Origin of the sequence: Acidovorax sp. JG5, assembly GCF_017939685.1 — a bacterium.
Classification (GTDB): Bacteria; Pseudomonadota; Gammaproteobacteria; order Burkholderiales; family Burkholderiaceae_C; genus Acidovorax.
Genome location: NZ_JAGKSE010000003.1, coordinates 99,098 through 121,339, shown reverse-complemented (window position 1 = coordinate 121,339; position 22,242 = coordinate 99,098). Strand labels below are relative to the sequence as shown.

Below are 22,242 nucleotides of genomic sequence, written 5' to 3'. Positions count from 1 at the left end.
GCTACTAAATGAGTAGCTGATTATGCCCTGCAGGCGGGCGGTAGAGGCCTGTGGGAGCAATAGGTGGTACCCGCTTTTCCTACGCTGTTTGGCGTACGGGGGTCTGCACGGGGGCCGTGGACCCGGCCGCATACCAGCTGCGCAGCTTGCCGGGGTTGAGCAGCCCTTGCGGGTCAAAGCGGCGCTTCATGCCCACCACGGCCGGGTCCAGGTGGTTCTGCTTGCCGTCTTCCACGATGTACACATGCGGGTTGTTGATCTGCACGCCGTGGTCGCGGTAGATCTGCATGATCTGGTTGAGGCGCTCTTCGGTGGTGTAGCGGATGATCTGCAGACCGCTGCAGTTGAAGGCGCCTTCCTTGGTGCGCAAAAATTCCAGGTGCATCATCACCTCTCCGCCGAGCGCAGCTTCCAGTGCCTTGACTTGCTCTAGCCTGCGCGTGGGCGCGAAGCCGCTCTGGATGTAGGTCAGGCCTTTGTCCACCTTCAGCGCGTGCAAGGTGGTGTGGTTCCAGGTGTATTCGAGCAGCGTCTTGTGGCTGCTGGCCACTTCGTCGGCCGTCTTGCGGTAGGTGACCTGGCCGCCGTGCTGCGCCACCATGTCGCGCATGCCCGCCTCGGAGTGCGGGGCCACCAGCAGCAGCACCGCGTGCTGGTTGGCGGGCAGGTGCTCGGCCAGGCCGGTGAAGTACTGCGGGATGGGGGCGGCTACAAAACACACCTCCTTTTTCTCCAGCCCGGGCGCGCTGCCAAAGCGGTCGGCAAAGTCCAGCGCGGCGTCAAACTGCTCGAAGGTGGCGATGCATTCGGTCCACTCCACGGCAGGGGTCAGGGCCACTTCCAGCTCCAGCACGATGCCGTTGGTGCCGTAGGTGTGGTGCAGCAGCATGGCCTCGGGGCCGCGCAGTTCGATGACCTGGGGCTCGGGCTCCACCGTCATCGCACGCACGGCCAGCACGTTACCAGGCGCGGCCAGAGGGCCGTGGTTGATGGAGCCCGCACCGCCAAATCCGCCGCCAAACAGACCGCCCAGCGTGGCGCTGCGGTAGGTGCTGGGCAGCCAGCGCAGCTCTTGCCCATGGGGCTTGGCCTGCGCATCAAAGTCTGCCAGCCGGATGCCAGACTGCGCGCGGCCCACACCGCCGCGCACCCAGCCAAATGCGTTGTAGCCCGACAGGTCCAGGATCACGCCGCCGTGCAGCGGCGTGCTTTGCCCGTAGTTGCCGGTGCCGCTGCCGCGCACGGTGAGGGGAATGCCCGCGCTGGCGCAGGCGGCCACCACCTGGCGGATTTCTTCTTCGGTGCGTGGGCGCACCGCGATGTCGCCACGCTTGCCCGCCAGGTCGCGCTTGAGCACGGGGCTGAACCAGGCAAAGTCCTGCGAGAGGCGGCCCACGCGCAGCGGGTCGGCGATCCAGTCCAGGTCGGGCAGTTGGTCAGGCAGTTGTTGGGCGGTGGTGGTCATGTCGGTATCTCCTTGGCCGCTGGCGGCCGTTTGGGGCAAAAGGAAGCCCTTGCCGCGCGCCAGTGGCTGCGCGCGGTGTGTTGGCGATGGGGTTGAAAGGTCTAGTCGTGCGACGTTTCGCTGGCGTGCCAGCCGCCCAGGGCGACGCGGGTGAGCCAGGCCATTAGCACGAACAAGGCGACGCCGGTGAGCGAGATTAGCAGCAGCGCAGCAAACATGCGCGGGATGTTGAGCTGAAAGCCGGCCTGCAAGATCTGGTACGCCAGCCCCGCACCCTGGCCCCCGGTGCCCGCCACAAACTCCGCCACCACGGCGCCGATGAGCGCCAGGCCGCTGGAAATGCGCAGCCCGCCAAAGAAGTAGGGCAGCGCGCTTGGGATGCGCAGGCGCAGCAGCGTCTGCAGCCGCGTGGCGCGGTTGAGTTGGAAGTAGCTTTGCAGGTCAGGCTCCACACTGCGCAAACCCAGCGTGGTGTTGCTGATGATGGGGAACAGGGCCACCAGTGCGGCGCAGATCACCATCGAGGCCGTCGGGTCCTTGACCCAGATGATGATGAGTGGTGCCACGGCCACGATGGGCGTGACCTGCAGCAGCACGGCGTAGGGGAAGAGCGCGGTCTCGATGCGCTTGCTCTGGACAAACAGGAACGAGATCAGCACGCCCGCCACCGTGGCCACCACAAAGGCCAGCACCGTGATCTTGACGGTGACCCACAGCGAGCCGCCCAGGGCGGCCCAGTCGGTGAACAGCGTCTTCATCATCAGGATGGGTGAGGGCACCAGGTAGGGCGGTAGCTCCATGGCCGTGACCAGCCCCTGCCAGAGCGCGATCAGCACCAGGCCGACCAGCACGGGGTACACCACGCGCTGCACGCGGGGCTGGGCCATGAGCGGCGGGCGTTTGGGCGTTGTCTTGGTGGCAGGTTTGGCAGCGACTGGTGCAGGCGTCGAGCGCGGGGCGGCTGAGGGGTGGGCGGTGACCACGGGCGACGCCATCGGTGCGGAAGGGAAGGGGGTGCTCATGCCACGGTCTCCTCGGTGTCCACGCTGGCGCGCAGCAGGCTGTCCTGCAGCAGCTTGGCGTAGCGGCTGAATTCGGGCGACACCATGAAGTCGGCCGTGCGGGGGTAGGGCGCGTCGATGCGGAACTCTTCGACCACGCGACCGGGGCGTGCGGCCATCATGACCACGCGGCTGGAGAGGAACACCGCCTCGTGGATCGAGTGCGTCACAAAGATCACGGTGAGCTTTTTCTTGCGCCACAAGTCGAGCAGGTCAGCGTCGAGCTTGTGGCGAGTGATTTCATCCAGTGCGCCAAAGGGCTCATCCATCAACAGCAGGTCCGGCTGGGTGACCAGGCCGCGCGCAATCGATACGCGCATCTGCATGCCGCCGGACAGCGCGCGGGGTAGCGCATGGGCAAATTTCGACAACCCCACCAGCGCCAGCGCTTCGGTCACGCGCGCATCGGCCTCGGCGCGGGGCACGCCCGCCAGGTCGAGCGGCAGACGCACATTGGTCTGCACACTGGCCCAGGGCATGAGCGTGGGCGACTGGAAGACAAACGCCATCTTCTTGCCGCTCTCTTCCAGCTGCGCTACGGGCTTACGCCACAGGTGCAGGCGGCCATCAGTGGGCTCCAGCAGGCCCGCCACCATTTTCAGCAGCGTGCTCTTGCCGCAGCCCGAAGGGCCGAGCAGGGTGACGAATTCGCCTTCCTCAATGGTCAGGTCCACCGGCAGCAGGGCCTGGGTGCCATTGGGGTAGGTTTTTTCGGCAGAGAGCACCTCCACGGCGGGTGTGGAATAGGTGGCTGGCATCGGGGTGTGCACCAGCGGCGGAGAGTCAGCGGGGGATGTCATGGTCGCCTTTCGATGGATGCGGCCGGGCGGGCAGGGGGGCGCACCGGCCGCTGTTTCAGGGCTGTCAGGGCTCAGGGCAGAACCTTGAGGTCTTTGACGAAGGCCGTGGTGTAGGTCTCGGCCAGCTTCACCTTGGCAGGGTCGATGAGCTTGGCGTCCACCAGGAAGTCGTAGCTGGCCTTGGCGCGTGCGTCGGTCATGATGCCGATGCCCATGGTGGCTGCGTCGCCGCCCGTCGCCATGCCCAACTCCTTGAGCTTGGCCACGCTGTAGGCCAGTTGCTCGTCGGTCATGTTGGGGTTGTCTTTCTTGATGAGTGCATTGGCGGGGGCTGGATCGTTCAGGTAGCTCTTCCAGCCTTCCATTGACGCTTTCACAAACGACGCCACGGCGGCGATGCGGTCCTTCACCGTCTTTTCCATGCACGAGATGGTGGTGGCGTAGGCGGGGTAGCCGTGGTCACTGAACATCAGCGTGTTGGCCTTGACGCCCGCCTTGGCAATGGCAAAGGGCTCGGAGGTCAGGTAGCCCTGCTGGGCGGTGTTCTTGTCGGCCACAAAGGGCTGAATGTTGAACGTGTAGGGGCGCGTCTGCGAGTCGGTGAAGCCGTACTTGGCCTTGAGCCAGGGCCAGTAGCCGCGCTGGGCCGACGACGCGATCAGGATGGTCTTGCCCTTGAGGTCTTCGAATTTCTTCACGTCCTCGTGCGCGATGAGTACCTGCGGGTCCTTCTGGAACACGGCCGCCACATTGACCACAGGCACGCCGCCTTCACGCATCTGGATCATCTGCAGGTCGCTCGACCCCATCACGCATTCGGCCTGGCCGGCGGCCATCATCTGCACGATGTTGACCTGCGGGCCGCCCATCTTGATGGTCACGTCCAGCCCGTACTTCTTGTACAGGCCCGTAGCCACCGCCTGGTAGAAGCCGCCATGCTCGGCCTGCGCGTACCAGTTGGTCATGTAGGTGAACTTTTCCTGCGCGTGGGCTGTGCTCGACATGGTGCCGACGGCACCAACAGCGAGCAGCGCGGCTGCACCAAGTTTGGAAAGGCGGGAGGCGGTCTTCATCATGGTGGTACTCCGGTAGGGTGGTGGAGGTGGAACGAAGGGACAACGAAGGGGAAGGCGAAAAGGTTTTGCGGTAGCGTTTGCAGGTTTCAGGCCAGTGCGCTGGAGTGCTCCACGTGGCCGGTGTGATTGGCGCGGCCCCAGGTGGGCTCAGTGCGCGGTGCCCACTGCAGCTTGTGCAGCTCGGTAATGGCGGCGGCCCAGCTCACAGCCAGCGAGTCGAGGATGGCGTGCCCCTGTTCGGCCGTGGCGGGCAGCGGGTCGCCAATGATTCCGGTGGGGCCGAAGTCGCGCGCACTCCAGGCGCAGGCCGGGCGGCCGTCGGGTGAGAGCAGGGGCGAGTCAAAAACGGGCGGGTAGTTGACTACCGCACGCTCCATGTGCACGGTGTCGGGGGCCAGCGCCAGCATCAGCGCCGTCTCGGCGTGGCCTGCATGCATGGCCAGTTTCTTTTCGGTGTCGGACAGGTACTTGCCTGCCACATGCGGCACACGCCAGGTGAAGCTGGGCACCACAATGAAGTCGCCATGGCGCAGGCGCAGCTCGCGTGCGCACATCTCCATCACCTGCGGCTGACCGCCGTGGCCGTTGACGAACAGCAGCTTGCGAAAACCCGCGCGGTACACCGACTCGCCCACCTCGTTCATGGTGGCCAGCAGGGTCTCGCCGCTCAGCGTGACCGTGCCGGGGAAGTGCAGGTGCTCCTCGGACTTGCCGTAGGTGATGGGGGCCATCGCAAACGCAGGCACATCGGCCGGCAGGCGTGTCAGTGCATGGCCCACCACCCCCGCGCTGATCACCGTGTCCACCGCGCACGGCAGGTGCGGGCCATGCTGTTCTGTGGCGCCCGTGGGCAGCACGATGACGGTGTTTTCCTTGTCTGGCAGGTCGGCGATCTCGGTCCAGCTCAGGTAGGGCAGGTAGCGGTGGGGCGGGTTGTAGCCGTGCAGCATGGGTGGTTCTTTCGTGAAGGAAGCTGTTGTCAGCGCAAAGGGAGGTAGGCCGTGGCCTCCACCTCGATGAGGATGTCGGGCGTGGGCAACATGCCGCTCACTTCCACTACGGTGGATGCGGGGGGCTCACCGGGGAAGAACAGCTTGCGCACGCGGCTGTACTGTGGGAAGTGGTCCAGGTTCTTGAAGTACTGCACCAGCTTGAACACGTCGGACATCTGGCCGCCGGCGGCCTCGATGGTCTGGCGAATGCGGTCGAGCACATACCAGCTCTGCGCGAGGATGGGGCCCTCCTTGATGTCGCTGCTGAACTCGCCCGTGCGGCCAATCAGCGTGGCAGCCTCATTCGGGATGTCGTCGTAGCCACGCACGATGCGGCTGGCGGCAGGGTCCACGGCAATGATCCCGCTGAGGTAGATGAAGTCGCCTGCGCGGCGCCATGCGGCGTAGCGGGCCAGGGGCTGGGCGATGCCCGGCGCAGGTACGGTTGCAGATGCGGGACTCATGCGAGGCTCCTTGCGGATGAGGTGTTGGACACGTGGGTGGGCACATGCCAGGCGGCCGGTGCATGGCCGCTAGCGACGCGGCCCTGGCGCAGCACCACGCGGCTCTGCGCGCCTTGCGTGCGGGACGGAAAGCCCCAGTGGTCGGCCTGCGTGAAGACCAGCAGATCGGCCACCGTGCCAGGCTGCAGCGGCAGCGCCGTGGGGCCAGTGCGGCCGGTGCGCAGCCAGTCGGTGCGGCACAGCGATTCGCTCCATTGGTCGAAAGGTGCATCCAGCTGCGCAGCCAGAACGCCCGTGGCCAGGGCCTCCAGCGGGTCGAAGCTGCCCACGGGGCAGAACGGGTCTTGCACGTTGTCACTGGCGACCAGCACCGGGATGCCGCGTGCACGGGCTTCCTTCACCAGCGTCAGGCCCCGCTGGCGCGGTGTGCGGCCGGTGGTGGCGTCCTGCAGCAGCAGGTTGGTGATGGGCAGCGTGACCAGCGTGATCGGGCTTTGTGCCACCGCGTCGAGCGTGGCAAGGGCCGTGGCCTCGTCCTGTGCGGCCAGGGCGCAGGTGTGGCCGCAGACCACATGGCCTTCAAAGCGCAGTTCCTTGACCAGTGCGGCCGTGGTCGCCAAGCCCTGGGCGCCGGGGTGCAGTTCTTCGTCCACATGCAGGTCCACGTTCAGCCCGTGGTGTTGTGCGGCTTCAAACAGGTGACGCAGTGCCTGCGGGTCCCAGTTGGTGGAATGCACAAAGCCGCCCAGTAGTGCGCCAGAGCCGCTGGCGGCCACGGTGGCGGCCAGTTGCATGGCGGCGCTGCGTTCTGCGTACAGGTGCAGGGGGATCAGGCTTACGCGCTCCAGCGTGATGCGGTCGGCCCAGTCATGGGCCAGTGCGCGCAACACGTTCCAGGCCAGTGGCCGCGCGTCGGGCTCCCACCAGTCGCAGTGGGTGCGCAGGTGGACGGAGCCTGCGTCGTAGGCCCATTGCAGCGCGCGGCTGGCGCGGGCGTGGATGTCTGCTTCGGTCCAGCTTTGGCGATCCACCATCATGGCCTCGATGGCACCCAGCAGGCCGGGTTTGACCTCTCCCATGCGCGGCAGGGTGAAGGCCTTGTCCAGGTGGGTGTGCGCATCGACCAGGCCGGGCAGCACCAGCGCGCCTGCCACGTCCCACACAGCGCCGTGTAGCGCAGGCTGGGTGCCGTGGGGCAGCACTTGCACGATGCGGCCCTGGGCCAGGTGCAGGTCGGCCAGTGCGGGCTGGTGGCCCTGCTGCGGCCAGGCGGCGGGCAGCAGCCAGCGCGGCAACCGTGTGCGCAGGATGTGGTCGGGGGTGTTGGATGCGTGCATGCCGTGGCCCTTAGAACGTGGTCTTACGCAAAGCGCGCCATCGCCTGGCCCACACGGGCCTTGAAGGCCGCCAGCCGGGGCGGTGTGGCCACGTTCATGTGGTAGTAGGCGTGGTAGTCCACCCGCGCCTTGCCGCCCGTGAGCAGGCGCATGTAGCGGGTGATGGACTTGCGTGGCGGGTCGCCCATGAACAGGGCCGTCCAGCGCGGGCGGCCGTAGGTGACCACGGCCGAGATGCGCTTGATGTGCGTGAGCGAGGGCTTGACGTTGTGCGGGTCGCTGATGTCAAAGGCCACGCCGGGCATGAGCACGCGGTCGAAAAAGCCCTTGAGCATCGCCGGCATGCCAAAGCACCAGGTGGGAAAGCAGAACACCACGGCTTCGGCCCAGAGCAAGCGGTCCACGTAGCCCTGCACGGGCAACTGGTTGCTGGGCACCTCGTGGTAGCCCAGGCGCTCCTCGCGGGTCATCACGGGGTTGAAGCCCTCGGCGTACAGGTCGCAGTCGTCCACTTCATGGCCCGCGCCGCGCAGCTGCTGCACCACCTCGGTGTGCAGGGCGGAGTTGTAGCTGGTCTCTACCGGGTGGCAATAGATCACGAGGATGCGCATGGCGGGGGTCCTTCGGGTTGTGGGGGGTGGACCTACAGGTCCAGCGTGAGCGTGGCGCTGTGGCTGCGCGCGCAGCACACGGCGACGTGGGTGGCTTGCTCTGCAGCGCTCAGGCAGCTGTCGCGGTGGTCGGGCTCGCCGTCCAGCCAGCGGGTCACGCAGGTGCCGCACACGCCCTGCTCGCACAGGGTTTCCAGCGGTACGCCAGCGAGCTGCAGCACGTCGGCCACGCTCTCGCCGGGGCCAACGGGCAAGCGCATCTGGCTGCGCTGCAGGATCAGCTCGAACGTGTGTTCTGTGCGGGTGGCGCTGGCGGTGTCAGGGGCTGTCTGCATTGTTTGACCATGTGATTTGATCGATTGGTCAAACTATTGCAAAGGCTGTGCCAGCCACAAAAAGCGGTCAAACGTCTTTGTGGTGGATCAACGCGGCCTGAAAGCGACTTTTGACGCCGCGTGCTGGTGCAAATTGCCCGGGATTCGCCCCTCGGGCACCCGAGGCATGCCCAGAATGGGGCGGCGGCCTTAGTCTGGTGCGAGGCCGCAGCCCAGCAGCACAAAGCTGGTGAGTTCGCGCACGATGGGCTCGCGGTCGATCGGCTCGTCGGGCGCCAGGCCCAGCATGATGTGCACCTGCACGCCGTAGTCGGCGTAGTGCTGCGTCATGCCCCAGATCTGCATGAGCAGCAGCGTGGGGTTGACGGCGCGCATGCGGCCTTCGGAAATCCAGCGGTTGATGAGGTCCACCTTCTGCTGGGTGGACTTGACGGCCACGGGCCAGTACTTGCCCAGGTTGCGCCCACCGCCCAGCACCTCGGTGGTGAAGATGCGCGACAGGCCCGGGTTGTCCAGCGCGTAGTCGAGCTTTTTGCGCACGTAGCTGCTCAACACCTTCTTGGGATCGTCGCTGTTGCTGTCAAAAATAAAGGCTCCCGACCAGCCGTTGAGCACCGAGTACAGCAGCTCTTCATACAGCTCTTCCTTGCTGCTGATGTAGTAGTGCAGCTGGGGCTTGGTCAGGCCGGCGCGCTCGGCAATGGCCTTGGTGGATGCCCCCTTGAAACCATGGCGACTGAACTCGGCAATGGCTGCCTCGCGGATGGCGCCCAAGATGCGTTCGCGCCCCTGTTTGGCGCGGCTGAGCAGCGCGCCGGAGGCGGCTTCGGCTTCGGATTCGGTCATGGCTTTGGTGCGAGGCATGGGGGGATTGCAGAGTGTGCGCCGCAGATTCTGCCCGCGCAGGAGTGGGTCAGACTTTCCAGAACCCGATATGCGGTGCGCTGGCTTCTTCGACCAGCGCCGGGCCGATGCATTCGATGGCGTGGGGCGAGGCGGCAAACACGTCGCGGCACGACAGCTCGGCGTCGCGCTGTTCGGCACGTTCGCCCCGGAACACGCGCAGGCGTTCGGCATCAATGCCGAACACCACGCGCCCAATGCCCGACCAGAAGATGGCGCCCGCACACATCACGCAGGGCTCGGCCGATGAATACAGCGTGGCCTTGGCCAGGGCATCGCGGCCCACGCGCGGGCTGAGCTGGCGCACGGCATTGGTCTCGGCGTGGCCGGTGCAGTCGCCGGTCTCGGTGGTGTTGCAGTAGGCCTCGGCCAGCAGGCGCCCTTCGGCACTGATGACGACCGCACCAAACGGGCGGTTGCCGCGTGCGCGGGCGGTGCACGACCACGCGATGGCCTGGCGCAGGTAGGTACCGTCGGTGTCGTTGATGGGGGTGGGGTCGTCAAAGCTAGCCGGGGGTGCAGACATGAGCGCGTGCATGGTGTAGGTGTCTCCGTCGATGGTGGGTGGGTTGCTGTCGTTGTGCAACGCCGGACTGTCTGCACGCCCGCCGTTGAGGTGCAGGGCGCTATGCATTTGGCATGCCAATCACAATCAGTGACATGTATGCATGGCTTTGGACGCGCTGTGCACAAGCGCTCTGACTTGGCGCTGGCACACATGCAAGGCGCGTGGGCATTCTTCTTGCATCGCTATTGGCAAGAGTAGAAGCGTTCACTGCGTTGTCCCTGTGCCATCCTGCACGAGGCGATGCCAGTCGGAAATTGCTCTTGAAGCCCGCTGTGCGCACAGCGGTGTGCGTTGTCACACCGTGGCTTCAAGGGTTGAACGGCCGGCCGCAGCAGGCGGTGCCAAACGCTCTTGAAGCACCCAGCGGGAGGGCCTTTCTTCCTTCCACTTGTCTTCAGGAGAACTGCATGACCACCACTGCCACCTACGACCTCGCCGAGCTGCAAAAAGAAACGCGCATGGGCGCGATGGGCTCGGAAACCGCGAGCCGCGAGATCCGCCGCATCGACCTCAGCCACTTTGCGCAGCGCAAGACCGAGATTGCCGACCAGCTATGGGACGCCGCCGTCGATGTCGGCTTTTTCCAGATCGTGAACCACGGCATTGAATTGGCCGAGGTGCACAACGCCTTTGCGATGACCGAGCGCTTCTTTGCGTTGCCGGATGCCGTGAAGGCGCAGTACCCGCTCAAGAAGGCGCTCAACGTGGGCTGGGAGAGCCGCGCGCAGGTGCGGCCCTCCACCGGTACGCCGGACCAGAAGGAGTCGTACCAGATCACCCGCCCGCACATGGCAGGCCTGTGGCCCGCCGACGAGGAACTGGCGGGCTTTCAGGCCACCATGCTGGCCTTTGAGGGCCAGTGCTGGCAGGTGGCCATGCAAGTGCTGTCATGCTTTGCGGGGAAGCTGGGGTTTGACGAGGCCTTCTTTGCCCGCGCGCACGACCCTGCGCAGGCCAGCTACCAAAGCACCTTGCGCCTGCTGCACTACTTTGCGACCCCGCCCGAGCAACAAGCCAGCCTGGGCCTGTGGCGCGCCGGGGCGCATACCGACTTTGATTGCCTGACCCTGCTCTTTCAGCGCCAGGGCCAGGGCGGCCTGCAGGTGTGCCCGGGCAAGGAGATGGACAGCCAGGCCTGGACCTCGGTGGAGCCCGACGAGCAGGCCATCACCTGCAATATCGGCGACATGCTGATGCGCTGGAGCGACGACCAGCTGCCCAGCAACTTCCACCGCGTGAAGAACCCTCTACCCGGCGAGTACATGGGGCCGCGCTACAGCATCGCCTTCTTTGCCCAGGCCAACCGCGACGCCATCATCGAAGGGCCCGACAAGAAGTACCCGGCGATTGCCGCGGGCGACTACCTGAACCAGCGGGTGGCGGCGAACTTCAAGGCGTATTGATGGCGCGTAGGCTGCCGTTAGCCGTGCGGCTTACAGCCAGGGCTTGAGCCAGCCGAGCCCGTCGCTGGTGGCGTGGGCTGCTGCGCCACGCGCGGGTCGGTACTCGCAGCCAATCCAGCCGTCGTAGCCCAACTGGTCCAGCAGCTTGAACAGGTAGGTGTAGTTGATTTCGCCCACATCGGGTTCGTGGCGCTCGGGCACACCGGCAATCTGGAAGTGGCCAACGTTGCCTGTGGGCAGGTACTGGCGCACCTTCATGGCCAGGTCGCCTTCCACGATCTGGCAGTGGTACAGGTCCATCTGCACCTTCACATTGGTGGCACCGATCTCGGCGATCAGCGCATGGGCCTGGTCCTGACGGCTCAGGAAGAAGCCGGGCATGTCGCGGCCATTGATGGGCTCCAGCAGCATCTGGATGCCATGGGGCGCAGCCTGTTCGGCGGCGTGGCGCACATTGTCGATGTAGGTGGCTCGCACGGTGGCTGCGTCTGCACCCTGGGGCACCAGCCCGGCCATCACGTGGATGCGGGGGCATTGCAGTGCCTGGGCGTATTCGATGGCCTTGGCAATGCCTTCGCGGAACTCGGCCTCGCGCCCGGGCAGGCAGGCCAGCCCACGCTCGCCCGCGTCCCAGTTGCCGGGCGGGGCGTTGAACAGCACCTGCTGCAGCCCGTTGGCCTGCAGCCGCGCGGCCAGTTCTTGCGCAGGGTAGGCATAGGGAAAGAGGTACTCCACCGCCTTGAAGCCATCGCGCGCGGCGGCGGCAAAACGGTCGAGAAACTCCACGTCGTTGTAGAGCATGGACAGGTTGGCAGCAAAGCGGGGCATGGGTGTCTTTCTTTCTGGGGTAAAGGCTGGGCCTTACCAGTGCGCGCCAAAGGTTTGGCGCAGTTGTTCGATCTGGGGCTCGGTCAGCGGCACATCGAACTGCAGCGGCTTGATGCTGGGTGCTAGCACATACACGCCACTGCCCTGGCGCGAGCCCAGCACTCCCAGCGGCCTGACGCGCGCGATCGCCTCGCACACCACTGTGAGGCTCATCTGGAAATGCTGCACCAGCAGAGCCTCGGTGGGTAGCTTCTCGGCTACCTGGATGCGGTCTGTGCGGATCTCGCCCTCCAGCGCGCTGGCGCCCTGATCGGAGAGCCTGGCGCAGGTTCTGATGGCGGAGAAAGGCCAAGCCATGGATGGGGAAGGCGGTGGATGAGCGTGAGGACGTTGCGGGGTGTCGTTGAAGGGACTGGAGCGCAATGACTGTGACCAAAGCGCGCCTTGGCCTGGGGTGGTCGTTTTACGTTCTACGTTCTACTGGGGCGCCGTACAGGAGTCGTCCAGTTTGGCCAGACCTGCCAGCTTTTGCAGCCGGCTGCGGTTGTCCAGACAGGCCTGGTACTGCGCCTGGGCTGCCTTCTGCTGGGCCTGCGCCGCGGCCTTGGCGCGTTCGGCCTGCAACTGGGCCACACGCTCTCGGATTTGCGGCATCACTGCCAGCGCGGCCTTCTCGCCTTCCACGATGGCATTGGCTCGCTGGCTGAAGTCGGCGGCGCCAATGTCCAGCACCTGCGGGCGGATGATCACGTCCGCCCGCGCCAGCTCGGCCTGGCCCAGCTTCTGGCCCATGATGGCAATGGACTGGTTCAGTGCGCCCAGCATGTTGGCGGGAGTCTGGCCACGGGCCCTGTTGGAGATGTCTACCGCGATCACGATGTCGGCACCCAGCTGGCGTGCAGCATCCACCGGCACGGGGCTCACGATACCGCCATCCACGAAGTGGTATTTACCGATGGTGACGGGCTGAAACACACCCGGCACGCTGCTGGATGCACGCACGGCCTGGCCGGTGTTGCCCCGTGCGAACACCGTGCGCTCGCCATCTTCGAGGCGCGTTGCCACCACCACAAACGGTTTGGCCATCTGCTCCAGCGGCTTGCGGCGCACCTGCTCGTTCACATAGTCTTCGAGCTTCTGGCCCAGCACCAGGCCGCCGGATGAGAGCTGCAGGTCGCGGATCTTGGCTTCGTCCAGTGCCACAGCCTTTTCCTGCATTTCGAAAGCATTCATGCCGCTGGCGTACAGCGCACCCACCACACTGCCCGCACTGGTGCCGGAGACAACGGCGGGCGCGAAGCCGTTGGCTTCCAGCATCTTGATGACGCCGATGTGCGCGAAACCCTTGGCTGCGCCGCCGCCCAGTGCGATGCCGATGCGGATGGGGGGAGCGGAGGCGGGAAGAGGGGGCTGCGTCCCCGCGTCGGATCGGTTGGGAGTGGTGCCACCACATGCGCCCAGAGCCAGGGCTACCAGCACGGTCACGGTGACACGGGCGGCCAGCGGGTGGAGAAAAGCGGTCAAGCGCATGCCAGGCGATCCTGCGGTGCAACGGGGCGCGAAGTATAGCGGCGGCGGTGCTCCCACACCGTGGGTGGCGCTTTTTGCTCCTAAAAATGTAGCTTCAAACGCTTTATGGATAAGCACTAGGTGGCATTTGCGCTGATTTTTTTGACGGCCGCCCGTACAAATTCACTCTCCCTGCGAGCCTCGGTGCGCCCAGCCCGTGGTGCGCTTCTCAATCCAGCTGAACAGCTCGTACATGGCCATGGCCATGGCGCCCACCACCATCAGGCCGGCAAACGCCAGGCCCATCTGCATGGACGAGCCCGCGCTGATGAGCAGGTAGCCAATGCCTTCATTCGCCGCTGTCATCTCCGACACCGTGGTGCCCACAAACGCCAGTGTGATGGCCACCTTGAGCGAGCCAAAAAAGTAGGGCATCGAGCGCGGCAGGCCCACCTTGGTCAGCACGTCCCAGCGCTTGGCGCCCAGCACGCGCAGCACGTCTTCGAGCTCGGGCTCCAGTGTGGCCAGGCCGGTGGCGATGTTGACCATGATGGGAAAGAAGCTGATGAGAAAGGCCGTGAGGATGGCCGGGCCCACGCCAATGCCGAACCACACCACGAGGATGGGCACGAACGCCGCCTTGGGCAGGGCGTTGAAGGCTGTCATCAGCGGGTACACGGCGGCATAGGCCAGGCGCGAAGAGCCGATCACAAAGCCCAGCAGCACCCCCACTACGATGGCGATGCCAAAGCCGGCCATGGTCACCCAAAAGGTGCGCCAGGCGTGGCCTGCGATCACGCCACCAAATTCGACCAGCTGCGTGCCGATGGCCCAGGGGCTGGGGAAGATGAACTCCGAGACATTGAAGGCTGAGCAGATGATCTGCCACAGCAGGACGATCGCCAGCAACAGCAGCCAGGGCGACCAGCGTTCTACGGTTTTCTTGTGCATGGTGCTTGTGTGTCGGTCAGTGGTTACTGCTGGAGAGGGGCGCCGGCTTTACGCAGGGCACCGATATGGCCGCGCAGCTCGTGCACGATGTCCGTGAATTCCTTGGTGTAGGTGATTTCCAGATCGCGCGGCCGGGGCAGCTCGATCTCCTTGCGCACCACAAAACGGCCCGGGCTTTTGCTCATGACATACACGGTATCGGCCAGGAACACCGACTCACGCAGATCGTGCGTGACCAGAATCACGTTGAATTGCTGCTCGGTCCACAGGTCGCGCAGAATGCACCACAGTTCTTCGCGCGTGAATGCATCGAGCGCGCCAAACGGCTCGTCCAGCAGCAGCATTTTGGGCTCGTGGATCAGCGCGCGGCAGATGCTGGCGCGCTGCTGCATACCGCCCGACAGCTGCCAGGGGAACTTGTCTTCATAGCCCGCCAGCCCCACTTTTTGCAGCAGCTTGCGGGCACGTTCTTCGTATTCCTTGCGCTTTTGCTTGAAGTGGCTGCGATAGGGCTCGACGATTTCGAGCGGCAGCAGCACGTTGTCCACCGTGGTGCGCCAGGGCAGCAGCGATGGCGCCTGAAACGCCATGCCCGAGACCTTGAGCGGCCCCGTGACCGGCTGCCCGTCGATGAAAATCTTGCCCATGGAGGGCATCTTCAGCCCCGTGGCCAGCTTCATGAAGGTGGACTTGCCGCAGCCCGAAGGGCCGACGATGGCGATGAACTCGCCGCGCCGCACCTGCAGGTTGATGGCCTCGACCGCAAACTGGTTTTGCGCGCGCAGCTCGTCGTTGTAGGCGAGCCAGACGTCGCGGAAGTCCACAAAATAGGAGTCGGCAGCCTGCATGGGATAGAGTTTTGAATAAAAATGGCCTCTAGCGCTTGCTGGATAAGCGCTGAAAGCTATTAAATTGATAGTAAACGTGCGGCGCTTGCTTGCTTGACTACTTCTTGGGCAGGATGTTCAGCTCGGCCGCGCTGGGCAGGAAGCTGGCGTTCCACACATCGTCGGGGTTCACACGCGTTTTGGTGTTGAACGCATCCGACACCTGCGAGGCCATCAGCGACATGCGGCCGGGCTTGGCCTGCCCGAAGCCTTCGGCGCGTGCGTCGGGGCTGTTGATGACGGTGTCGATGGCCAGTTGCAGGCGGCGGGTTTCAAGCGGCACGTTCACGATGCCGTCGCGCGCTTTCACGTACTCGATGGAGGCTGCAGGGTTTGCGATGACCTCTTTGGCGCCCTTGGTGAAGGCCGACAGGAAGGCCTTGACGGCGGCCGGGTTCTCCTTGATGAGCTTCGGGCTGGCAATGACCACGTTGCCGTACAGCTTCACGCCGAAGTCGGCATAGGGCAGCACCACCACATCGGCAGCCTTGGCGCCACGGGCTTCCAGGTTGAGCAGCGAGGTGAAGGTGAAGCCGGTGATGGCGTCCACATCGCCGCGCACCAGCATGGTTTCGCGCAGCGGGGGGTCCATGGCCGTCCAGGTCACGGCGCCGATGCCGTTGGCCTTCTGGAAGATGGGGAACGCGCGGCGGCCTGCGTCGAACACGGGGGCGCCCAGCTTTTTGCCGGCCAGGTCGGCGGGCTTGGTGATGCCGCTCTTCTTGAGCGCCATGACCGAGGCCGGCGTGTTGTTGTAGACCATCATCACCGCCACGGGCTTGTTTTGCGCGTCGGGGTTGTTGGCGTGGAACTCCATCACGGCGGCCAGGTCGGCAAAGCCCATGTCATACGTGCCCGAGGCTACGCGCTGCACGGCACCGCCCGAGCCGTTGCCGGCATCCACCGTCACATCCAGCCCGGCGGCCTTGAAATAGCCCTTGGCCACGGGCTGCAGAAACAGCGCCGCAGGGCCTTCAAAACGCCAGTCGAGCTGGAATTTGATGGGCGTGGGCGTTTGTGCGTGCGCCAGCGAGACGGTGCTGGCCGCGGCCAGCAGTGCGGCGCACTGCAGGAACGAGTGTTTCTTCATGGGGGCTCCTGGGACAAAGGCGTTGAAAGGTGCCGTTTTCACGGCCGCTTGGCCATGAACTCAGCAAAATTAATGCCCGCTTTCGCCGCAGTAGAACCGGGCATGAAGCCATTCTTCCCCGAAGTGGTGCACGGGGGGCATGCAGGGTTTCCCGACATGGCGCGAAACCCTGTGCGCCTGCCCCGCCCTGGGCTGCAGCGCGCATTGCGCCCTTGCGCTTGCCTTTACCTGGGGCGTGCTGCCGCGCTGGCCACGGCCAGGGCCGTCATGTTGAGCACGCGGCGCACGGTGGCGGCTGGGGTCAGGATGTAGGCTGTGGCAGCAGCGCCCATCAGGATGGGGCCCACGGTGACGCCACCGCTGGTGGTCGTCTTGAGCACGTTGTAGAGGATGTTGGCGGCATCCAGGTTGGGGCAGATCAGCAGGTTGGCCGAGTCCGTCAGGGTCGAGTCCGCCATGTAGGCGTTGCGGATGTTGGGCTCCAGCGCGGCATCGCCGTGCAGCTCGCCATCGCACTCGATCTCGGGGTGGGCGGCCACGAACAGGTCGCGCGCCTCGCGCATCTTGCGGGCCGATGCGCGTTTGGACGAGCCATAGCTCGAATGCGACAGGAAAGCGACCTTGGGTGGAATTCCAAATCGCTGTACTTCCTGCACCGACATCCAGGCGATGTCGGCCAGTTGCTGGGCCGTGGGGTCTTCGTTCACATAGGTGTCGGCAATGAAGAGTGTGCCCCGGCTGGTCATCAGCGCGTTCAGCGCGGCGTAGTTGTTGGCGCTTTCCTGGCGGCCGATGATGCTGTGGATGCGCTCCAGGTGCGTCTCGTAGGTGCCCACCAGGCCGCAGATCATGGCGTCGGCATCGCCCAGCTTCACCATTAGCGAGGCGATGATGGTGTTGGAGCGGCGCACGGCGGCCTTGGCCACTTCGGGCGTGGCGCCATTGCGCTTCATGAGCTGGTGGTAGTGCTCCCAGTATTGGCGAAAGCGTGGGTCGTCCTCGGGGTTGCACACTTCCACATCCTTGCCCAGCTGCATGCGCAGACCGGCCTTGGCGATGCGGGCGGCAATCACGGCGGGGCGGCCGATGAGGATGGGCGCAGCGATCTTGTCGTCGATGGCCATCTGCGCGGCACGCAGGGCGCGCTCGTCCTCGCCGTCGGCATAGGCCACGCGCTTTTGTGCATCGGGCAGGGCCTTGGCCGCGTTGATCACGGGGCGCATCAGCATGCCGGTCTGGTACACAAAGCGCGACAGGGTTTCCTTGTAGGCCTCCATGTCTTCGATGGGGCGCGTGGCCACGCCCGATTCCGCCGCGGCCTTGGCCACGGCGGGCGCGATCTTGAGGATCAGGCGCGAGTCAAACGGCGTGGGGATGAGGTAGTCCGGGCCGAAAGTCAGCTCTTTGCCCGCGTAGGCGCTGGCCACTTCCTCGCTGATGTCGGCCTTGGCCAGGTCGGCGATCTGGCGCACGCAGGCCAGCTTCATGGCCTCGGTGATCTTGGTGGCGCCGCAGTCCAGTGCACCCCGGAAGATGTACGGGAAACACAGGACGTTGTTGACCTGGTTGGGGTAGTCCGAGCGGCCTGTGGCGATGATGCAGTCGGGGCGGATGGCCTTGGCCAGCTCGGGGCGGATCTCGGGCTCGGGGTTGGCCAGCGCCAGGATGATGGGCTTTGCGGCCATCGTTTTGACCATCTCGGCCGTGAGCACGCCGGGGGCCGAGCAGCCCAGGAACACGTCGGCGCCGTTGACGGCATCGGCCAGGGTGCGCGCATCGGTCTTTTGCGCATAGGCTGCCTTCGATTCGTCGTAGCCGCCGGGGCGGCCTTCGTAGATCACGCCCTTGGAGTCGCACATGAAGATGTTTTCCACCTTCACGCCCAGGCCCACCATCACGCCCACGCAGGCAATGGCGGCGGCGCCAGCGCCCGACACGGCGATCTTGACGGCGCCGATGTCCTTGCCCACCAGCTCCAGGCCGTTGAGCAGCGCGGCGCTACTGATGATGGCGGTGCCGTGCTGGTCGTCATGGAACACCGGGATGTTCATGCGCTTGGACAGCTCGCGTTCGATGTAGAAGCACTCGGGTGCCTTGATGTCTTCGAGGTTGATGCCGCCCAGCGTGGGCTCCAGCGCCGCGATGATTTCGATGAGCTTGTCGGGGTCGCGCTCGGCCAGTTCGATGTCGAACACATCGACGCCGGCAAACTTCTTGAACAGGCAGCCCTTGCCTTCCATCACCGGCTTGCTGGCCAGCGGGCCGATGTCACCCAGGCCCAGCACCGCCGTGCCGTTGGTGATCACGGCCACCAGGTTGCCGCGCGAGGTGAAGTCAAACGCCTTGGACGGATCGGCGGCGATGTCCAGGCACGGATAGGCCACGCCCGGCGAGTAGGCCAGCGACAGGTCGCGCTGGTTGGACAGAGGCTTGGTGGGGGTGACCGCAATCTTGCCACGGCTGGGGTTGCGGTGGTATTCGCGTGCAGCGTCGCGCAGGGCTTGTTCGGCGGTGGAAATGTTCTGTGTCATACGGAAACCTGAAAGTTCTCAGCGGATTGCAAAAACAAGCAAATCCGATGGTGAATCGGGGCCATGTGCCGGTCAATGCGTACGCGGCGTGAAGCACGGCCTGCGCACCCATGCACTGCGCGGATGGGGCTCCATCGTTCTTCGCCTTCATCTGGCGCTGCCCGTGCCGAACGCGGGTGCGCGGTGGCCGGGTGCGTGGGCGCCCAGTCGCACCGGTGTGGCGGCTGGGTGTTTCCAGGGCATTGGAATGCCTCGTGGTGCCCCTGGATGGAGTCGGCTGACAGGATAACCCGATTGCAACGCAAGCTGAACGAATCCTGACGGTTGCAGGGTGCTTTGGCGTCGCCGTCAGGCGAGCAGGTCGCTCAGCGCCCGCGCAATCACCTTGGTGGCGCGGCGCAGGTCTTCTAGCTGAAGCCGCTCGTCTGCGCGCTTGGCGTGCGATTCGAGCACCGTGCGCGGGCCCGCGCCGTAGATCACGCCGGGAATGCCCCGCTCCACATACAGGCGCACGTCGGTGTACAGCGGCGTGCCCACTGCGGGCACCGGCTCGCCAATCACCGTCTGCGCATGTTTCTGGATGGCTTGCACCAGGGGCGCATTGCCCGCCAGCGGGGTCATCGCGTTGGCCAGCAGCAGGCGCTTGATGTCCACGCTGATGCCGGCGCGCTCGCCCGCGGCCTGCTCGATCACGCGGCGGATGGTGGCTTCGACCTCCACCGGGTTTTCCTCGGGGATCATGCGGCGGTCGAGCTTGAACATCACCTTGCCGGGCACGACGTTGGTGTTGGTGCCGCCTTCGATGCGGCCCACATTCAGGTAGGGGTGCTTGATGCCGGTGACCTTGGACGTGACCTTCTTGTATTCATCGTTCTGCGCATACAGCGCATTCAGGATGTGCACCGCGCCCTGCAGGGCATCAACCCCCGTGTGCGGCACGGCGGCGTGCGCCATCTTGCCGTGCACGGTCACCTCCATCTGCAGGCAGCCGTTGTGAGCGGTGACCACTTCGTAGCTGAAACCTGCCGCAATCATCAGGTCAGGCTTGGTGAGGCCTTTTTGCAGCAGCCAGCCGGGGCCCAGTTCGCCACCAAACTCTTCGTCGTAGGTGAAGTGCAATTCCACCGCGCCTTGGGCGGGTTGGGCCACGGCTTCGAGCGCGCGCACGGCAAAGGTGAACGATGCAAAGTCGCTTTTGCTCACGGCAGTGGCGCGGCCATACATGGCGCCATCCACGATCTCGGCGCCGTAGGGGTCGTGCGTCCAGCCTTCGCCGGGCGGCACCACGTCGCCGTGGGCGTTCAGGGCGATGGTTTTGCCGCCGCTGCCCTGCGCACCGTACTGGCGGCGCACGATGAGGTTGGTGATGGATTCCATGCCATAGGCCCGTACATCGGCGGCGGGCACGGCGTGTTTCTCGGCCTCGTAGCCAAAGTCCTTGAGCAGCTCGGCCGTGCGTTCGGCATGGGGTGCGTTGTTGCCGGGCGGCGTGTCGGTAGGTACGCGCACCAGGGCCTGCAGAAAGCGCACTTCTTCGTCAAAGTGCTGGTCGATCCAGGCGTCCATGGCGGCGTAAGAGGCCGGTGTGGGAGTGGTCATGGGTGGGTTTCCTCGGCAAGCTGGTGCAGCACCTGGGTGAAGGCGTCCACGGCCAGTTGCATGTCGTTGTTGGTGGTGGATTCGAGTGGGTTGTGGCTGATGCCGGAGTTTTCTCCGCGCACAAACAGCATGGCCTGCGGCATGATTTCGTGCAGCTTCATCGCGTCATGCCCCGCGCCACTGGGCATGCGGAACACGGGCACGCCCAGGTGGTCCACCGCACGCTCCCAATGGTGCTGCAGGGCCGGGGCGCTGGGGGCTGCGGCGGCGCGCATGGATTCCTCCAGCGTATAGCGCAGGCCGCGCCGAGCGGCGATCTGGCCCAGCTGGTCCAGCACATCGCGCACCAGCGCGTCACGTTGCGGATCGGTGGGCGCACGCAGGTCCAATGAAAAAAGGCAGCGGCCTGGCACCACGTTGATGGAGCCGCCGGGCACGCTGAGCAGGCCTATCGTGCCCACCGAGTCGCCGTCCTGCGCGGCGCGCTGCTCGATGTACAGCGCAAGCTCCGCCACGGCGACGGCCGCATCGCGGCGGCGGTCCATGGGGGTGGTGCCCGCGTGGCTGGCGGTGCCGATCATTTCGCCCACAAAGCGCACGCCGCCGTTGATGGAGGTGACCACGCCCAGCGGCAGGTCCAGCTCGTTGAGCACCGGGCCCTGTTCGATGTGGACTTCGATGAAGCCCAGGTATTGCGCCGGGTCGCGCTGCAGTTGAGCGATGTTGTCAATGCACAGGCCCGCATGCTGCATGGCCTCGCGCATGGTTACACCGTCTGCGTCCTTCTGGTCCAGCCAGGCCGGGTTGAAGTGCCCGATGAGCGCGCCCGAGCCCAGGAAGGTGGCCTTGTAGCGCTGGCCTTCCTCTTCGGCAAAGGCCACCACCTCGATGCCAAACGGCAGGCGCCGGCCCGCGCGGTGCAGCTCACGCACGCAGGCCATGGGCACGAAGATGCCCAGGCGGCCGTCGTATTTGCCGCCATTGCGCACGGTGTCGTAGTGCGAGCCCGTCATGAGGTACTTCGCACCGGGTGTTGCGGCGCGATACCGCCCTACCACGTTGCCCACGGCGTCCACTTCCACCTCATCAAAGCCGCAGTCGCGCATCCAGTGGCTGATGCGCTGGGCACAGGCGCGGTGTGCATCGGTGAGGTAGGTGACGGTGAGCTGGCCCTTTTCGGCAAAGCCGGGGTCGGAGTGTGCGGCCAGCTTTTCATGCCAGTCCCACACGTCGTTGCCCAGCAGGGGCTGGGCACCGAACTTGTCGTTCAGGCGAATCTCGGCGATGCGGTGGATGTTGCGCAAGGCCTCGGCGCGCTCGAAGTCCGTATGGTTGTCGAGCCGCCGCGCAAAGGTGTCGATGATCTGTTGCCGGGTCAGCCCCGTGCCGCGCGGCCCGCGCACCGCCAGGATGAAGGGGAAGCCAAAGCGCGCGTTGTAGTCGGCATTGAGCTGCTGGATGCGCGCAAATTCTTCGGGCGTGCATTGGGTGAGGCCCGCCTTGGATTGTTCGTTGGTCGATTCAGCAGTGAGGTTTTGCGCCACCATGGCCTTGCCGGCCAGCTCGGGGTGGGCGCGGATCAGGCCCAGCTGCGCCTCGGTGCTGGCCGTGCGCACGGCATGGGCCATGGCGTGCTTGAGGTGCGCCAGTGAGCGAAAGGGCCGCTGCGCCAGGGCGTGCTCGGCAATCCAGGGCGAATGTTCGTACACGCCGTCGAGCCATAGCAGGGCATCGGCAGCGCTGGCGGTGTTGAGTTGTTCCAGGGTCAGGCTCATGCTGTTTGCTTCAATAAAGTGAGCTACTCGCGCTTACGGAATAAGCGCTAGAGGCCT

21 protein-coding genes are annotated in these 22,242 nt (G+C 65.3%); 1 reads left to right on the top strand and 20 read right to left on the bottom strand.

What is annotated here, in order from left to right:
• Nucleotides 1-79 precede the first annotated feature (79 nt).
• From J8G26_RS04635 to J8G26_RS04585, 11 genes are all read right to left on the bottom strand, one after another.
• Complete coding sequence (locus J8G26_RS04635) at nucleotides 80-1,465, bottom strand: FAD-binding oxidoreductase (RefSeq protein ID WP_210568112.1); 1,386 nt, start codon at nucleotides 1,463-1,465, stop codon at nucleotides 80-82.
• 101 nt (nucleotides 1,466-1,566) lie between these two features.
• A complete protein-coding gene (locus tag J8G26_RS04630) occupies nucleotides 1,567-2,352 on the bottom strand; it encodes an ABC transporter permease (RefSeq protein ID WP_043566071.1) in 786 nt (261 codons plus the stop codon).
• Between the two features lie 131 nt (nucleotides 2,353-2,483).
• Complete coding sequence (locus tag J8G26_RS04625) at nucleotides 2,484-3,284, bottom strand: ABC transporter ATP-binding protein (RefSeq protein ID WP_210568256.1); 801 nt, start codon at nucleotides 3,282-3,284, stop codon at nucleotides 2,484-2,486.
• A gap of 113 nt (nucleotides 3,285-3,397) precedes the next feature.
• Nucleotides 3,398-4,402: an ABC transporter substrate-binding protein gene (locus tag J8G26_RS04620; RefSeq protein ID WP_210568111.1), complete on the bottom strand. Its 1,005-nt coding sequence runs from the start codon at nucleotides 4,400-4,402 to the stop codon at nucleotides 3,398-3,400.
• A gap of 86 nt (nucleotides 4,403-4,488) precedes the next feature.
• Nucleotides 4,489-5,352, bottom strand: a complete 864-nt coding sequence (locus J8G26_RS04615) for a creatininase family protein (RefSeq protein ID WP_210568110.1) — start codon at nucleotides 5,350-5,352, stop codon at nucleotides 4,489-4,491.
• Between the two features lie 29 nt (nucleotides 5,353-5,381).
• The gene (locus J8G26_RS04610; protein ID WP_210568109.1) at nucleotides 5,382-5,858 is read right to left on the bottom strand and encodes a RidA family protein; all 477 of its coding nucleotides are present in this window, start codon (nucleotides 5,856-5,858) and stop codon (nucleotides 5,382-5,384) included.
• Entirely contained in the window at nucleotides 5,855-7,195 is a 1,341-nt protein-coding gene (locus J8G26_RS04605; protein ID WP_210568108.1) for an amidohydrolase family protein, read from the bottom strand. The genes J8G26_RS04610 and J8G26_RS04605 overlap by 4 nt, the downstream gene beginning before the upstream one ends.
• A gap of 23 nt (nucleotides 7,196-7,218) precedes the next feature.
• Nucleotides 7,219-7,806, bottom strand: coding sequence for an NAD(P)H-dependent oxidoreductase (locus J8G26_RS04600; protein ID WP_210568107.1), 588 nt, complete (start codon nucleotides 7,804-7,806; stop codon nucleotides 7,219-7,221).
• A gap of 32 nt (nucleotides 7,807-7,838) precedes the next feature.
• Nucleotides 7,839-8,141 (bottom strand): 2Fe-2S iron-sulfur cluster binding domain-containing protein, encoded by a 303-nt coding sequence (locus tag J8G26_RS04595; RefSeq protein ID WP_210568106.1) that lies wholly within the window; start codon nucleotides 8,139-8,141, stop codon nucleotides 7,839-7,841.
• A gap of 189 nt (nucleotides 8,142-8,330) precedes the next feature.
• Nucleotides 8,331-8,987 (bottom strand): TetR/AcrR family transcriptional regulator, encoded by a 657-nt coding sequence (locus J8G26_RS04590; protein WP_110959840.1) that lies wholly within the window; start codon nucleotides 8,985-8,987, stop codon nucleotides 8,331-8,333.
• Nucleotides 8,988-9,054: 67 nt separating this feature from the next.
• Nucleotides 9,055-9,582 carry a nucleoside deaminase gene (locus J8G26_RS04585; RefSeq protein ID WP_043566080.1) on the bottom strand — a complete coding sequence of 176 codons (528 nt, stop codon included), beginning with the start codon at nucleotides 9,580-9,582 and terminating at the stop codon, nucleotides 9,055-9,057.
• Between the two features lie 437 nt (nucleotides 9,583-10,019).
• Between J8G26_RS04585 and J8G26_RS04580 the strand changes: the two genes are divergently transcribed.
• On the top strand, nucleotides 10,020-11,015 hold the full coding sequence (locus tag J8G26_RS04580; RefSeq protein WP_210568105.1) for an isopenicillin N synthase family oxygenase: 996 nt from the start codon (nucleotides 10,020-10,022) through the stop codon (nucleotides 11,013-11,015).
• A gap of 30 nt (nucleotides 11,016-11,045) precedes the next feature.
• On the opposite strand, the gene otnI is transcribed toward J8G26_RS04580, so the two are convergent.
• From otnI to uraD, 9 genes are all read right to left on the bottom strand, one after another.
• Nucleotides 11,046-11,843 (bottom strand): 2-oxo-tetronate isomerase, encoded by a 798-nt coding sequence (gene otnI / locus J8G26_RS04575; protein WP_210568104.1) that lies wholly within the window; start codon nucleotides 11,841-11,843, stop codon nucleotides 11,046-11,048.
• A 33-nt stretch (nucleotides 11,844-11,876) separates the two neighbouring features.
• Complete coding sequence (locus tag J8G26_RS04570) at nucleotides 11,877-12,200, bottom strand: GntR family transcriptional regulator (protein WP_210568103.1); 324 nt, start codon at nucleotides 12,198-12,200, stop codon at nucleotides 11,877-11,879.
• A 120-nt stretch (nucleotides 12,201-12,320) separates the two neighbouring features.
• The gene (locus J8G26_RS04565; RefSeq protein WP_210568102.1) at nucleotides 12,321-13,373 is read right to left on the bottom strand and encodes a patatin-like phospholipase family protein; all 1,053 of its coding nucleotides are present in this window, start codon (nucleotides 13,371-13,373) and stop codon (nucleotides 12,321-12,323) included.
• Between the two features lie 162 nt (nucleotides 13,374-13,535).
• On the bottom strand, nucleotides 13,536-14,303 hold the full coding sequence (locus J8G26_RS04560; protein WP_210568101.1) for an ABC transporter permease: 768 nt from the start codon (nucleotides 14,301-14,303) through the stop codon (nucleotides 13,536-13,538).
• A 23-nt stretch (nucleotides 14,304-14,326) separates the two neighbouring features.
• Nucleotides 14,327-15,151, bottom strand: coding sequence for an ABC transporter ATP-binding protein (locus tag J8G26_RS04555; RefSeq protein WP_086911571.1), 825 nt, complete (start codon nucleotides 15,149-15,151; stop codon nucleotides 14,327-14,329).
• 97 nt (nucleotides 15,152-15,248) lie between these two features.
• Nucleotides 15,249-16,280, bottom strand: coding sequence for an ABC transporter substrate-binding protein (locus J8G26_RS04550; protein ID WP_210568100.1), 1,032 nt, complete (start codon nucleotides 16,278-16,280; stop codon nucleotides 15,249-15,251).
• A 224-nt stretch (nucleotides 16,281-16,504) separates the two neighbouring features.
• Nucleotides 16,505-18,811 (bottom strand): NADP-dependent malic enzyme, encoded by a 2,307-nt coding sequence (locus tag J8G26_RS04545; RefSeq protein ID WP_210568099.1) that lies wholly within the window; start codon nucleotides 18,809-18,811, stop codon nucleotides 16,505-16,507.
• A gap of 348 nt (nucleotides 18,812-19,159) precedes the next feature.
• Nucleotides 19,160-20,410 (bottom strand): ArgE/DapE family deacylase, encoded by a 1,251-nt coding sequence (locus J8G26_RS04540; RefSeq protein ID WP_210568098.1) that lies wholly within the window; start codon nucleotides 20,408-20,410, stop codon nucleotides 19,160-19,162.
• Entirely contained in the window at nucleotides 20,407-22,185 is a 1,779-nt protein-coding gene (uraD, locus tag J8G26_RS04535; protein ID WP_210568097.1) for a 2-oxo-4-hydroxy-4-carboxy-5-ureidoimidazoline decarboxylase, read from the bottom strand. Before uraD ends, J8G26_RS04540 begins: the two co-directional genes overlap by 4 nt.
• Nucleotides 22,186-22,242: the final 57 nt, after the last annotated feature.